This is a genomic window from Nocardia brasiliensis NBRC 14402 (assembly GCF_000308475.2).
In the GTDB taxonomy this organism is placed as follows: domain Bacteria; phylum Actinomycetota; class Actinomycetes; order Mycobacteriales; family Mycobacteriaceae; genus Nocardia; species Nocardia brasiliensis.
Genome location: NZ_BAFT02000016.1, coordinates 172,765 through 186,550 on the forward strand (window position 1 = coordinate 172,765; position 13,786 = coordinate 186,550).

12 protein-coding genes and 2 tRNA genes are annotated in these 13,786 nt (G+C 67.2%); 9 read left to right on the forward strand and 5 right to left on the reverse strand.

Annotated features, from left to right (window positions below):
* Positions 1-23 precede the first annotated feature (23 nt).
* The 4 genes from TY25_RS03705 (at position 24) to TY25_RS03720 (ending at position 5,084) form a co-directional block, all read left to right on the forward strand.
* Complete coding sequence (locus TY25_RS03705; protein ID WP_042254081.1) at positions 24-914, forward strand: LysR family transcriptional regulator; 891 nt, start codon at positions 24-26, stop codon at positions 912-914.
* Between the two features lie 771 nt (positions 915-1,685).
* Entirely contained in the window at positions 1,686-3,284 is a 1,599-nt protein-coding gene (gene serA, locus TY25_RS03710; RefSeq protein WP_042254082.1) for a phosphoglycerate dehydrogenase, read from the forward strand.
* A 24-nt stretch (positions 3,285-3,308) separates the two neighbouring features.
* Positions 3,309-4,316 (forward strand): 3-isopropylmalate dehydrogenase, encoded by a 1,008-nt coding sequence (locus TY25_RS03715; RefSeq protein WP_042254085.1) that lies wholly within the window; start codon positions 3,309-3,311, stop codon positions 4,314-4,316.
* A gap of 174 nt (positions 4,317-4,490) precedes the next feature.
* The gene (locus TY25_RS03720) at positions 4,491-5,084 is read left to right on the forward strand and encodes a Uma2 family endonuclease (RefSeq protein ID WP_042254223.1); all 594 of its coding nucleotides are present in this window, start codon (positions 4,491-4,493) and stop codon (positions 5,082-5,084) included.
* Positions 5,085-5,170: 86 nt separating this feature from the next.
* On the opposite strand, the gene TY25_RS03725 is transcribed toward TY25_RS03720, so the two are convergent.
* A complete protein-coding gene (locus TY25_RS03725) occupies positions 5,171-5,779 on the reverse strand; it encodes a TetR/AcrR family transcriptional regulator (RefSeq protein WP_042254086.1) in 609 nt (202 codons plus the stop codon).
* Between the two features lie 129 nt (positions 5,780-5,908).
* Entirely contained in the window at positions 5,909-7,096 is a 1,188-nt protein-coding gene (locus tag TY25_RS03730) for an MFS transporter (RefSeq protein ID WP_042254088.1), read from the reverse strand.
* A 235-nt stretch (positions 7,097-7,331) separates the two neighbouring features.
* Here TY25_RS03730 and TY25_RS03735 point away from each other — a divergent pair, with 235 nt between their 5' ends.
* The 4 genes from TY25_RS03735 to TY25_RS03750 all read left to right on the forward strand — a co-directional run bounded on the left by TY25_RS03735 (position 7,332) and on the right by TY25_RS03750 (position 10,022).
* The gene (locus TY25_RS03735; protein WP_042254089.1) at positions 7,332-8,105 is read left to right on the forward strand and encodes a fumarylacetoacetate hydrolase family protein; all 774 of its coding nucleotides are present in this window, start codon (positions 7,332-7,334) and stop codon (positions 8,103-8,105) included.
* Between the two features lie 16 nt (positions 8,106-8,121).
* Positions 8,122-9,594 (forward strand): glutamate--tRNA ligase, encoded by a 1,473-nt coding sequence (gene gltX, locus TY25_RS03740; protein WP_042254091.1) that lies wholly within the window; start codon positions 8,122-8,124, stop codon positions 9,592-9,594.
* A 134-nt stretch (positions 9,595-9,728) separates the two neighbouring features.
* Positions 9,729-9,800 (forward strand) — tRNA-Gln (locus TY25_RS03745).
* A 149-nt stretch (positions 9,801-9,949) separates the two neighbouring features.
* Positions 9,950-10,022, forward strand: a tRNA-Glu gene (locus tag TY25_RS03750).
* Positions 10,023-10,565: 543 nt separating this feature from the next.
* On the opposite strand, the gene TY25_RS03755 is transcribed toward TY25_RS03750, so the two are convergent.
* From TY25_RS03755 to TY25_RS03765, 3 genes are all read right to left on the reverse strand, one after another.
* Positions 10,566-10,769 carry a DUF5302 domain-containing protein gene (locus TY25_RS03755; protein WP_042254092.1) on the reverse strand — a complete coding sequence of 68 codons (204 nt, stop codon included), beginning with the start codon at positions 10,767-10,769 and terminating at the stop codon, positions 10,566-10,568.
* A 181-nt stretch (positions 10,770-10,950) separates the two neighbouring features.
* Positions 10,951-11,451: a pyridoxamine 5'-phosphate oxidase family protein gene (locus tag TY25_RS03760; RefSeq protein WP_042254095.1), complete on the reverse strand. Its 501-nt coding sequence runs from the start codon at positions 11,449-11,451 to the stop codon at positions 10,951-10,953.
* 33 nt (positions 11,452-11,484) lie between these two features.
* A complete protein-coding gene (locus TY25_RS03765) occupies positions 11,485-12,186 on the reverse strand; it encodes an IclR family transcriptional regulator (RefSeq protein ID WP_042254096.1) in 702 nt (233 codons plus the stop codon).
* A 170-nt stretch (positions 12,187-12,356) separates the two neighbouring features.
* Here TY25_RS03765 and leuC point away from each other — a divergent pair, with 170 nt between their 5' ends.
* Positions 12,357-13,778 carry a 3-isopropylmalate dehydratase large subunit gene (leuC, locus tag TY25_RS03770; protein WP_029897173.1) on the forward strand — a complete coding sequence of 474 codons (1,422 nt, stop codon included), beginning with the start codon at positions 12,357-12,359 and terminating at the stop codon, positions 13,776-13,778.
* Positions 13,779-13,786: the final 8 nt, after the last annotated feature.

The following is a 13,786-nucleotide window of genomic DNA, read 5'->3' on the forward strand; positions in this document are numbered from 1 at the left end:
CATCGACGGTGGAGAGGAAGCCCATGACTGGCTTGGAGGTGCGCGAGCTGGAGGCCTTTCTCGTGTTGGCCGAGGAACTGCACTTCGGGCGGGCGGGTGATCGCCTGTACGTCTCGCAGAGCCGGGTCAGTCAACTGCTGCGGGCGCTGGAGCAGCGCGTCGGTGCGCGGCTGATCGAACGGACGAGCCGCAAGGTCGCGCTCACCCCGCTGGGCAAGGATTTCCTGGCCGAGTTGCAGCCCGCCTATGACACGTTGCGGGCGACGGTGGACGGCGTCCGCGCGGCGGCTCGCGGCATGGAAGGGTTGCTGCGCATCGGCTTTCAGGGCTCGACGAGTGAGAACCTCGCGGCCGCGGTCGCGTTGTTCGGCAGCCGCTTCCCGTCCTGTGCCACCGAGGTCATCGAGATTCCGCTGGCCGACCCGTTCGGGCCGGTGCAGCGCGGCGAGGTCGATATCGCGGTGGTGCTGTTGCCCATGGGGGAGAGCGAACTCGTCCTGGGACAGGTCTTTTCGGAGCAGCCGCAGATGCTGGCGATGCATCGGGATCATCCGATGGCCGGCCGGGGCAGCTTGTCCGCGGAGGAGCTCGCCGAGTTCGCGCTGATCGGGGTGCGCGGACCCGCGCCGCAGTACTGGCGGCGGGCACAGGCGCTGGACGTGACCCCGGGTGGGCGGCCGGTCGCCGCCGGACCCGAAGTCGGCACGCTGTGGGAGGGGATCGAGGCGGTGGCCGCGGGGCACGGCGCGATGCTGCTGTGCCATCCGACCGCCGTGTTCCACGACCGGCCCGAGGTCGCCTTCGTGCCCGTGACCGGGCTGGCGCATTCCCGGCTCGGGCTGGTGTGGCACCGCAATCGCGAGACCGCGCGGGTACGGGCGTTCTCCCGTGCGGTTGCCGCAGTCAGTGGATAAACCGGCGGGCTGCCGGGGACGTTATGTGACGTGTTATTCGATTGGGGACGTCGCCATCTCGGACATGCCTGTCTGCGTCGTTCCGGTAACTCGGTGAGTCATTTGTTTCTCTTGCGTGCACGCATAATTCGGCAACCTACGCCGCCGTAGCAGAGCGTTTATCGAGCCCGGTCTCTCACTCGGCTTTCAGTGATTTCTCAGAGAGATCTTATTTTTCGCCAGAACGCCTGCCGTCGCGGTCGCCTCCGATGGTCAAGCCCCCGATGATCAGGGCATTCAGTTGGATTGGACGCCTGACCAGGTGTTCTTCGTGATGTGAATGTTACCTATGTCACTAAATGGTCGAATTCCGTAACCGCATTTGTTCGAGGCCCGATGTGTCCTGTGTCAGCCAGTACAACTGGATTGTCTTCCAACGAAGAGGTAATTCAATGATCCCCGTTATCATCGACACCGGTAGCGCTGCCCTCGGCGGTTTCCTGGACACCTTCGGTGCCGCTCTGCACGGAATCGTCAACACCCTGTGGACGGGATCCTTCGGCGGTCGCTGAATCAACGTAACGGTCGTTTGATCGGCCGGGTCTCGCGCCATTCGGGCGCGTTTCCGGAGAGGGCCCTGCACCAGAGCGGTGCGGGGCCCTCCTCGTCTGCCGGCAACCGTGCCGGTCCTACTGACGACGGCCGCCTACCAGGGGGTAGCAAGCGGCGAAACAGCGCACACTAAGCTGATCCGCGGTAATTGCCGACCCCTTTCCCCAGGAGTACTCCACAGTGAGCCAAGCAGGCCGTCCTGTTGTCCTGATCGCCGACAAGCTTGCCCAGTCGACCGTCGACGCGCTCGGTGACGGAGTCGAGGTTCGGTGGGTCGACGGCCCCGACCGTCAGGCTCTGCTCGCCGCGGTGCCCGAAGCCGACGCGCTACTCGTGCGCTCGGCGACCACGGTCGACGCCGAGGTCCTGGAGGCAGGCAAGAACCTGAAGATCGTCGCCCGGGCCGGCGTCGGCCTCGACAACGTCGATGTGCCCGCGGCCACCGAGCGCGGTGTCATGGTCGTCAACGCGCCGACCTCGAACATCCACACCGCCGCCGAGCACGCCGTCACGCTGCTGCTCGCCGCCGCGCGCCAGATCCCGGCCGCCGACGCCACGCTGCGTGAACACACCTGGCAGCGCAGCAAGTTCAACGGTGTCGAGATCTTCGACAAGACCGTCGGCGTGGTCGGTCTCGGCCGCATCGGCCAGCTGTTCGCCGCCCGCCTCGCGGCGTTCGAGACCAAGATCGTCGCGTACGACCCCTACGTGTCGCCGGCCCGCGCCGCCCAGCTCGGCATCGAGCTGCTGAGCCTGGACGAGCTGCTCGAGCGTGCCGACCTGATCTCCGTGCACCTGCCCAAGACGCCCGAGACCAAGGGCATCATCGGCAAGGAGGCCATCGCCAAGACCAAGCCGGGCGTCATCATCGTCAACGCCGCGCGCGGTGGTCTGGTCGACGAGCAGGCGCTCGCCGATGCCATCAAGTCCGGCCATGTGCGCGCTGCCGGCCTCGACGTGTTCGAGACCGAGCCGTGCACCGACAGCCCGCTGTTCGAGCTGCCGCAGGTCGTGGTGACCCCGCACCTCGGCGCGTCGACGGCCGAGGCGCAGGACCGGGCGGGTACCGACGTCGCGAAGTCCGTGCTGCTCGCGCTCGCCGGTGAATTCGTGCCGGGCGCGGTGAACGTCACCGGCGGCAGCGTCGGCGAGGACGTCGCGCCGTGGCTGGACATCGTGCGCAAGCAGGGTGCGCTGCTCGGTGCCCTCTCCAACGAGCTCCCGGTGAGCGTCGAGGTCCAGGTGCGTGGCGAACTCGCCGCACAAGACGTTGCGGTGCTGGAGCTTTCGGCGCTGCGCGGCATCTTCTCCGCGCTCGTCGAGGACCAGGTCACCTTCGTCAACGCGCCCGCGCTGGCCAAGGACCGCGGCATCACCGCGACCGTGAACACGATCTCGGAGAGCCCGAGTCACCGCAGCCTGGTCGACCTGCGCGCGGTGTTCGGCGACGGCCGCACGCTCAACGTGGCGGGCACGCTCACCGAGCCGTCGCAGGTGCAGAAGATCGTCAACATCAACGGCCGCAACTACGACATGCGCGCCGAAGGCACCAATATCGCCGTCCTCAACTACGAGGACAAGCCGGGCGCGCTCGGCAAGATCGGCACCAAGCTGGGCGAGGCCGGCATCGACATCCTCGCCGCTCAGCTGAGCCAGGACGTGGACAAGGAAGGCGCGACGGTGATCCTGCGCGTCAACCGTGAGGTGCCCGCCGAGGTCGAGGCCGCGATCGGCGAATCCGTCGGCGCCGCCAAGGTCGTCGTCGTCGACCTGTTCTGATCGACCGAACGGAGCGTTGTTGTCATGAAGCTTGCTGTCATCCCGGGCGACGGGATCGGGCCCGAGGTCATCGCCGAAGCGCTCAAGGTGCTCGACGTGGTGGTGCCCGGCGTCGAGAAGACCGAGTACGACCTCGGCGCCAAGCGGTATCACGCGACCGGCGAGATCCTGCCGGATTCCGTGCTGCCGGAACTGCGGCAGCATGACGCGATCCTGCTCGGCGCGATCGGCGATCCGTCGGTGCCCAGCGGTGTGCTCGAGCGCGGGCTGCTGCTGCGCACCCGGTTCGCGCTGGATCACCACGTGAACCTGCGGCCGTCCAAGCTGTTCCCCGGCGTGACCAGCCCGCTCGCGGGCAACCCCGACATCGATTTCGTGGTGGTCCGCGAGGGCACCGAGGGGCCGTACACCGGGACCGGCGGCGCGATCCGCGTCGAGACCCCGCACGAGGTGGCGACCGAGGTCAGCACCAACACCCGGTTCGGCATCGAGCGCGTGGTGCGCTACGCCTTCGCGAAGGCACAGGCCCGGCGCAAGCACCTGACGCTGGTGCACAAGACCAACGTGCTCACCTTCGCCGGATCGCTCTGGCAGCGCACCGTCGACGAGGTCGGCGCCGAATTCCCGGATGTCGCAACGGCTTACCAGCACATCGATGCCGCGACCATTCATCTGGTGAACGATCCCGGCCGCTTCGACGTGATCGTCACCGACAATCTGTTCGGTGACATCATCACCGACCTCGCGGCCGCCGTCAGCGGAGGCATCGGCCTGGCGGCCAGCGGCAACATCGATGCCTCGGGCACCAACCCGAGCATGTTCGAGCCGGTGCACGGCAGTGCGCCGGATATCGCGGGTCAGTCCAAGGCCGACCCGACCGCTGCGATCCTGTCGGTCTCGCTGCTGCTCAGCCATCTCGGCAACGCCGAAGGCGCGGCGCGCATCGAGTCCGCCGTCGCGAAGGACCTCGCCACACGTTCGGGCAGCGCGTCGACGGTCGAGGTCGGAGACCGCATCGCGGCCGTCGTCTGAGCACGAATCGCCGGAACAGCGGCCCTGCACCGAATCGATAGGTGCGGGGCCGCTATTCTTCGTGGCCGGTGCATCCAGGGGGCGGGTGTGAATCGGGTGCAGCGTGGTACTCATGCCGTGGTGGCGCCGGTCGTTTCGCCGGCGACCCGGCTCGGCTGGCGAACGGAGGCGCGGGTGAGCGGACAGCGACGATCGCGGCTCGGCCCGTACACCGCGACGGATCTGCGTGGATTGCCCGGCGGCGGTAAGGGTTACGAGCTGGAGGACGGCTGGCTGGTCGAGGTCGTCTCCGGCGCCAGGCACAATCATGTGGCGCAGCGTCTGGGCAGATTCATCGATGCGGGCGCGGTGGGCGCTTCCGTTCATCTGTGTGTCGGTAGTGGCTGGGAGATCAGCACGCGCAGCGGAGTTCGCAAACCCGACATCATCGTGGTGCCCCGAGAGGTAGCGCGGGCCGCGGTTGTCGCCGAAGTGCCCAAACTCATTCCGGGCACCGAAGTTCGGCTCGCGGTGGAGGTCATCGCCCCGGGCAGTGGGACCGAGCGCACCGATCGGGTGCGCAAGGTGCACGAGTACGCGGCGGCCGGCATTCCCCAGTACTGGATCGTCGAGCACCAGCCCGACGTGCAGGTGCATCGAATGGTGTTGTCCGACGGCACCTATGGCGCCGACCCGGTGGTCGGGCCGGGCGTGGTGTTCGACGCGGTGGTGGAAGCCGATCAGCCGTTCCGGGTCACCTTCGATCCCGCTGCGCTGCTTGCTGTTTGACCGGGATTACCCATACTGGTCGGTTGGTGCGAGTCCGGTGCATGATCGAAAAGCGTTGTGCGGCAGTGCCGCGGTCGACGGTGCGCTCAGCTCTTACTGCGTGTGCGGGGCGGGCGGTGGCTGATACCGACGGCGCGACGGACGAACGCGACTGTCTCCGGCGCGATCTCGTCGTGCAACCGTCCTGAATCGATGCGTTCGATGGCGCGGCCGAGCGCGCCGTCGATCAGGTCCGCGGTCAGTTCGGGATCGGGGTTGCCCATATCGTCGAGTGCCGCGCGCAACGGTGCCGCCAGATCGTGATGCGCGTGCGCGAGATCGCGGCGCGCAGCCTCGTCGCGGGGCAGGGTGCCGCCGAGTACCGCGATGCGGTGCGCTCCGGAAGCCGCCAGTGCCAGCGTCGTTCGGACGTAGGCGTCCACCTGGCCGGCCGGCGTCTCGGCCCGTTCGACGGTGTCGCGGACGCGTTCGCCCCACTCGGCCAACGCATCCGAGACGATCTTGGCCAAGATCTCGTCGCCGGAGCGGAAGTATTTGTAGACGCTGCTGCGCGCCAAGCCCGCGGCCGCGCCGACCGCCGCGGGCGTAACCGCCTGTGGCCCTTTCTGTAACAACACAACGCGCGCGGCGTCGAGCAGCGCCCGCTCTTGGTTCGCCCGGTGTTCGGCGACGGTTGGTGCGTCGATCCTCGGCATTGCACTCCTGGTCACGACGGCGACGGAAGGGTGTCCATCCTACACTTGGCAACACCATGTCGCTAAAACCGACATCGCCCGAAGCGGGAGAATCGGTACGAAGTGGACCAATCCGTCACTGTGGCACGGCTATTGGGCAGGACGGTCGGCCGGCACCAGCGGTATCGCGACCACCGCCATCGCGGCGGCCGCGAGATAGGCGGCCGCGAAACCGCTCGCGGTGATGAGCGCGCCGAAAACCGGCGGGACGGCGGCCATCGCCAGATTCTGGCCCGTGTTCTGCAGACCGAGGCCCCGGCCGCTCCAGTACGGGCCCGCGATCTCCGCGACCGCGGTGAAGGCGAGGCCGTTGTCGGTGACTGTGATCACCGAGGCGGCGACCAGCAACGGTATTGCCGCCCACCACATATGGGTCCAGGCCGCCAGCGCCAAGGCCGTCATCGACAGTACCGCCGCGATCGCGACGATCCGCAGCGGTCCCATCCGGCTGCCGACCCGGTCGGACCACGCGCCCGCGCCGATTCGGCCTGCGGCGCCCAGGATTTGGGTGGCGGTGACCAGAACTCCCGCCGCGGCCAGTGACCAGCCGACGTCCCGATGCAGCCACAGCAGCGCGAAAGTCCATACCGTGCCTTGGGGAATCACCAGTAACAGGGACACCGCGTGGATACGCCACAGTGTCGTGTCACCCCGGTAGGGGTTGGCACGCAACGCCGCGTCGGTTTCGGTCCCCGCGGGGCGCGGGGGATCGATGATGCCGATCAAGCAGACCACCGCGGCCAGGCCCGCCAGTGCCGCGGGCACCAGAATCGCCGCGGGCACACCGTATGTCGCCGCGACCGCCGGCACGGCCAGTGCGCCGACGGCGACGCCGAGCGGCTGTGCGCCCTGCCGGATGCCCATCGCCAGGCCGCGGCGCTGCGGTGGGAACCAGCCGACGATGACCCGGCCGCTGGCGCCGTTGGTGCTCGCCGCCCCGATGCCGCCGAAGAACAGCAGCGCGCCCAGGGCGACGTCGTTCGTGGTGCACGCGGCGGCCACGCCGGCTGCCGCCATCAGCAGCGGGCCGCCGACCAGCACCTTGCGCTCGCCGATCCGGTCGACCACATAGCCCCACGCGATCAAGGTGCAGACCAGCCCGGCGGTGGGCATCGCCACCAGCAGCCCGGCAGTGGCCAGGTGCATCCCGCGATCGGTCAGCGCGGGTAGCAGAAAGGGCACGCCCTGCACGAAGACGGCGCTGGCGGCCTGCGCGAAGACGCCGAGGCCGAGCATGGACCACCGTCGGATGTCCGTCAACGCCGTCACGGTGGTCATCGGCCTCACCTCGTAATCTCACTATTCGGGACTAAATTCCCACTGAATGAACTCATCGCTCACGCTACACCTTGCGGGCAAGCGGATTTCGCGGGTGAGCGATCTCTCACACCGCATCGCGGGCGCGTGGGCCGCGCTCTGCTGTCGGACTGCTCACAGCGCGACCGCAGACCGCGGGTGACCGCTCGGTCGGGTGCGTTCGGGCAGGTGGAAGCCGGTCGATAGACTGCCGGACATGCGTCTAGGTCGAGTTGCCAGTCCCGATGGGGTCGCGTTCGTCAGCATCGAAGGAGAAGGAAGCGACAGCATCGCGAAGGAGATCGCGGAACATCCGTTCGGTACGCCGACGTTCACCGGACGGAGCTGGCCGCTGGCCGATGTGCGGCTGCTCGCGCCGATCCTGGCGAGCAAGGTGATCTGTATCGGCAAGAACTATGCCGCGCACGCGGCCGAAATGGGCGGGCCCGCACCGGAAGACCCGGTGATCTTCATGAAGCCGAACACCTCGATCATCGGGCCGAACGTGCCGATCATCCTGCCGCCCAGCTCCTCTCAGGTCGATTACGAGGGTGAACTCGCCGTCGTCATCGGCAGGCCGTGCAAGGACGTGTCCGCCGCCCGTGCGCTGGACGTGGTGCTCGGCTACACCGTCGCCAACGACGTGACCGCGCGAGACCAACAGCGCCACGACGGGCAGTGGACCAGGGGCAAGGGCTACGACACCTTCTGCCCGCTCGGCCCCTGGATCGAAACCGCCCTGGATCCATCGGATCTGGAGATCGTCACCGAACTCGACGGTGCGGTCCGCCAGCGCAGTCGTACCTCACTGCTGCTGCACGACATCCCGAAGCTCATCGAGTGGATCACCACCGTGATGACGCTGCTGCCCGGCGATGTCATCCTCACCGGAACGCCCGAAGGTGTCGGACCCATGCAGGCCGGACAGCAAGTGTCCGTGACCGTCGAAGGGATCGGCACGCTCATCAATCCCGTTGCCGCCAAACGCTGATCATCGAAAGAGAGCCATGACTGAAGTACGGGTCCGTTTCTGCCCGTCACCGACCGGCACGCCGCACGTCGGCCTGATCCGGACGGCGCTGTTCAACTGGGCCTACGCCAGGCACCACGGTGGAAAGTTCGTGTTCCGGATCGAAGACACCGATGCGGCACGGGATTCCGAGGAATCGTATCGCGCACTGCTGGACGCGTTGCGCTGGCTCGGCCTCACCTGGGACGAGGGTCCGGAGGTGGGCGGCCCGTACGAGCCGTACCGCCAATCTCTGCGCAAGGACCAGCATCTCGACGTGGTCCAGCGGTTGCTGGCCGCCGGCGAAGCCTACGAATCCTTCTCCACGCCTGAGGAAGTCGAAGCCCGCCACCGCGCCGCCGGACGCGACCCGAAACTCGGGTACGACAACTACGACCGCGATCTCACCGCGCAGCAGCTCGAGGCCTACCGAGATGCCGGGCGCCCCGCGGTGATTCGGCTCCGGATGCCGGACGAGGACATCACCTGGCACGACCTGGTGCGCGGCGAAACCACGTTCAAAGCCGGTGTCGTACCGGACTTCGCGCTCACCCGCGGCACCGGCGAACCGCTGTACACGCTGGTCAACCCGGTCGACGACGCGCTGATGAAGATCACCCATGTGCTGCGCGGCGAAGACCTGCTCTCCTCGACCCCGCGCCAGATCGCGCTCTACGCCGCGCTGCGCCGCATCGGCGTGGCCGACTTCACCCCGGAGTTCGGCCACCTGCCGTTCGTGATGGGTCAGGGCAACAAGAAGTTGTCCAAGCGCGACCCGGAGTCGAATCTCTTCGTGCACCGCGACCGCGGCTTCATCCCCGAAGGTTTGCTGAATTACCTGGCATTACTCGGTTGGAGCATCGCCGACGACCACGATGTGTTCACCATGACGGAGATGGTTGCCGCCTTCGACATATCGAAAGTGAATTCGAATCCGGCCCGCTTCGATCAGAAGAAGGCGGACGCGCTCAACGCCGAGCACATCCGATTGCTGGAGACCGGAGATTTCACCCATCGGCTGCGGGAGTATCTGACCGATCACTCGCATATCGGCGCCGAAATCGATGAGAAGCTGTTCGCCGCCGCGGCCGAACTCGTACAGACCCGCATCGTTGTGTTGTCCGACGCTTGGGAACTGTTGCGTTTTCTGTTGGCGCCCGCCGAACAATTTGCGATCGACCCGGCAGCCGGGACCAAGAATCTCGGCACCGAAGCCACCCCGGTATTGCAAGCCGCTATTACTGCGCTGGAGCCACTGGCCGAGTGGACCACCCTGGCAATCGAAGCAGCGTTGAAAACCGCCCTGATCGACGACCTGGGGCTCAAACCACGCAAAGCATTCGCACCGGTCCGCGTCGCCGTCACCGGCTCACACATCAGCCCGCCGCTCTACGAGTCCCTCGAACTGCTCGGCCGCGACGTCAGCCTCGAACGCCTCCGCTCCGCACAAGAGTGGTCCGCGACGGCCTGACGTCCCCAAAACAGCCGAAAACATGGCCTCTACCAGCCGATTTGTAGTAAACGGGTAGCCGTTTGGTACTCTTCTTCTCGGCCGGAACACGGCCTCCCAGTCAGCCAGACTGCGAGGCCGAATTACCAGGTCATTGGGGTATGGTGTAATTGGCAACACAGCTGATTCTGGTTCAGCCATTCTAGGTTCGAGTCCTGGTACCCCAGCGGAGAGAGCAGCTGTCGACAACGGTACGCGACCGAAAATCGAACAGCACCTGGCGATTTGGTCGCCAGGCCTCGGGAAGCTAAGCTAACCGAGCCTCCAGATCGCAAGATCACAAAGGTGCTTCTCGTACCAACGAGAAGCAGTCCAAGGCCCCGTCGTCTAGCGGCCTAGGACGCCGCCCTCTCAAGGCGGTAGCGCGGGTTCGAATCCCGTCGGGGCTACAACCAGATCGAAGGCTCACGCTCACACAGAGCGTGGGCCTTTTCTGGTTTCCGCGTATTTTGTGGGGGCGAAGCCCCCACGCCCCACCCGGCGGGCTGGCGCCCCCGGACCCCCTGGCGGGGGCGCTTTGCTGCCCGCGCTGCCGTTGTTTGCAGCAGATTGGTGACGTTGTCGGGGTCTGTTGCGAGGGGCGCTTTGCTGCTCGGGCTGCCGTTGTTGGCAGCGGTGTGGGGACGTTGTCGGGGTCGTTGCGGGGGTGCTTTGCTGCTCGGGCTGCCGTTGTTGGCAGCGGTGTGGGGACGTTGTCGGGGTCGTTGCGGGGGCGCTTCGCTGCCTGCTCTGCCGTTGTTCGCAGGGGTGTGGTGTTGTTCTACAGGTCTGGTGCGAGGGGCTTCGCTGCCCGTTCTGGTGTCGCTTCGGGTCCGGGAGGCTGGGCGTCCGCTGCGGGGTGCTTCGCTGCCGTTGTGCCGTCGCTTCGCGTCCGGCGGGGTCGATGCTGGGGCGAAAAAGTTAGGCCCTCCGCGGGGCGGAGGGCCTGGTGCTTATCCGCTCTTGCGGCGGAATTCGCGTTTGTGGCTGGCGTTGCCGTGGGCGGCTGATGCCTTGGAGCGGCCGTCGAGGTGGTCGGCGGTTCGGGCGTGGTTCTTGTTTTTGCGGTCCAGCGCCTCTTTGAACTTTCGTTTCACCTCGTCGGCGTTCGCGCCCTCGGAACTGCCTGAGCCCTGGGAACTATCCGATTCCGCCATCGCCTGCTCCTCGTCGTCGCGGCCGTGCGCCGCAGCACTGGGGGCGGCGGTGCCCGGCCGATCGGTGTCGAACGGTTCGACGGTAGTCGTCTGGGGAGGGGATGTCAGGTGGATATCGGTGCGCGTCTCCGGTGGTGGGCGGAGCCGGGCGGGTGGATGGTGTCTCGAGAGGTGGGAAGGGTCAGTCCAAGGGGTGGGCGGTGGTGCCGCCGAAGGGGATCTGGGGGAGGCCGAGCTTGCGGTGGTCCCAGCTGCGGACGCGCTCGGGGACGACGCGGATGGCGGAGCGTTTGTGCAGCATGGCCTCGACCATGGGACGCACGTCCTCGCTGTAGGGGGCGGTGTAGCGCTCCCAGACGCTGACGCCGACGGCGAACAACCGGTCGGGGTCGTCGATGATCTCGGCCCGGCCCTCTACGGCGACGCCGCGCAGCTGATCGTAGGTCTGGCCGGCCTCGACCATGCAGGTGATGCGCGGGTCGCGGCGCAGATTGACCGCCTTCTGTGATTTGGTCTTGGTCTCGAACCAGATCTCGCCGTCGAGCAGCGCGTACCACATGGCGGTCAGGTGCGGCCTGCCGTCCGGGCCGAGGGTGGCGAGCGTCGCGATGCGGCTGCGCTGCAGGAACTCGGTGATCTCGGTCTCGGACATGACGATCTGTGCCCGTTGATTGACTCCCATGGGCCAACTCTAGAGGCAGATTTCTAGAACGTGTTATAGGCGCTTGTGCAGGGCCTCGGCGGCGGCGACCAGGTCGGCGGCCCAGCGGGCGCCCGGCCTGCGGCCCATCCGGTCGATCGGGCCGGAGACGGAGACGGCGGCGATCACGGTGCCGCCGGCGTCGCGGACGGGCGCGGAGACGCTGGCCACGCCGGACGCGCGTTCGGCGGCGCTCTGTGCCCAACCGCGCTTGCGGACCTCGGTGACGGCGCGTTCGCCGAAGACGGCATCGGCCAGGATGGTGCGCTGCAACTCGGGATCGGCCCAGGCGAGCAGGACTTTCGCGGCCGAACCGGCGGTCAGCGGCAGGCGCGCGCCGACGGGCACGGTGTCGCGCAGGCCGACCGGCGGTTCCATCGCCGCGATGCAGACGCGCGCATTGCCGTCCAGGCGGTACAGCTGGACGCTTTCGCCGGTGATCTCGCGCAATCGGGGCAGCACGGCCGAAGCGGCCTCCAGGAGCGGATCGGTGGCTCCCGCGGCGAGTTCGGCGAGCGCGGGCCCCGGCCGCCACATGCCGCTGTTGTCGCGGGCGAGCAGGCGATGCACCTCGAGTCCGACGGCGAGCCGATGTGCGGTGGCACGGGGGAGTCCGGTGCGGGCGCACAGCTCGTTGAGACCGCAGGGATGCTCGGCGACGGCGTACAACACCGCCACTGCTTTGTCGAGGACGCCGATGCCGCTATGCTGTCTCATAGAACGATACTAGCGTCTCGGATGCTGGGAAATCCACTGCGGCGGATGCTCCCCGGCGCGGCTGCTCGCCACGCGACATCCGATCTCGCCTATCCGAAAAAACTTGTGCAGCCGTCGCCGCGTTCACAGCCCCGATCGCGGACCGGATGCTTGTCGAAAGGTGATCGAGAATGGCACAGCCGCGCACCATGGCCGAAAAGGTGTGGGAGCAGCATGTCGTCGCCCGCGGCGAGGGCGAGGGCGTCGGGCGTGAGCCCGACCTGATCTACATCGACCTGCATCTCGTGCACGAGGTGACCAGTCCGCAGGCCTTCGACGGGCTACGGGCGGCGGGCCGGCCGGTGCGGCGTCCCGATCTCACCATCGCGACCGAGGATCACAATGTCCCGACGGTCGATATCGACAAGCCGATCGCCGACCCCGTTTCGCGCACCCAGGTGGACACGTTGCGCCGCAACTGCGCGGAATTCGGTGTGCGGCTGCATCCGATGGGCGATCTGGATCAGGGCATCGTGCACGTCGTCGGCCCGCAATTGGGGCTGACGCAGCCCGGGATGACGGTGGTCTGCGGCGACAGCCACACCTCGACGCACGGTGCGTTCGGCGCGCTGGCGATGGGCATCGGCACCTCCGAGGTGGAGCATGTGCTTGCCACCCAGACACTCTCGCTGCGTCCGTTCAAGACGATGGCGATCACCGTCGACGGCACCCTCGCGCCCGGTGTGACGAGTAAGGACCTGATTCTCGCCGTCATCGCGAAGATCGGCACCGGCGGCGGCCAGGGTTACGTGCTGGAGTATCGCGGCGAGGCGATTCGCGCGATGTCCATGGAGGCGCGAATGACCATCTGCAACATGTCCATCGAGGCGGGCGCCAGGGCGGGCATGATCGCCCCTGACGAAACAACCTATGAATTCCTCGAAGGGCGCCCGCACGCCCCGCAGGGGGACGACTGGACGGCAGCAGTGGCCGCCTGGGAGGCGCTGAAGACCGACGAGGGCGCGGTTTTCGATGCCGAGGTGCACATCGACGCGAACGCGCTGACCCCCTTCGTCACCTGGGGCACGAACCCGGGACAGGGCGCGCCGCTCGGCGAATCGGTGCCCGATCCCGCCCAGATAGCCGACGAGACGGCGCGCGAGTCCGCGGAGAAAGCGCTGCGATACATGGATTTGGCGCCGGGAACCCCGTTGCGTGATGTGGCGATCGACACCGTATTCGTCGGTTCGTGCACCAACGGGCGCATCGAGGATTTGCGTGCGGTGGCCGGGATTTTAAAGGGACGCCGGGTCGCCGACGGAGTGCGAATGTTGGTTGTACCGGGCTCGATGCGGGTTCGCGCACAGGCTGAATTAGAAGGACTGGGCGACATTTTCGCCGCGGCGGGCGCCGAATGGCGGCAGGCGGGGTGCTCAATGTGCTTGGGAATGAATCCGGATCAGCTCGCGCCGGGGCAGCGCTGCGCCTCCACGTCGAACCGGAACTTCGAGGGTCGCCAGGGCAAAGGCGGCCGCACACACCTGGTTTCCCCGCTCGTAGCGGCCGCGACGGCGGTCCGCGGAACCCTGTCCTCGCCTGCGGATCTGGACTGACCGGGCGC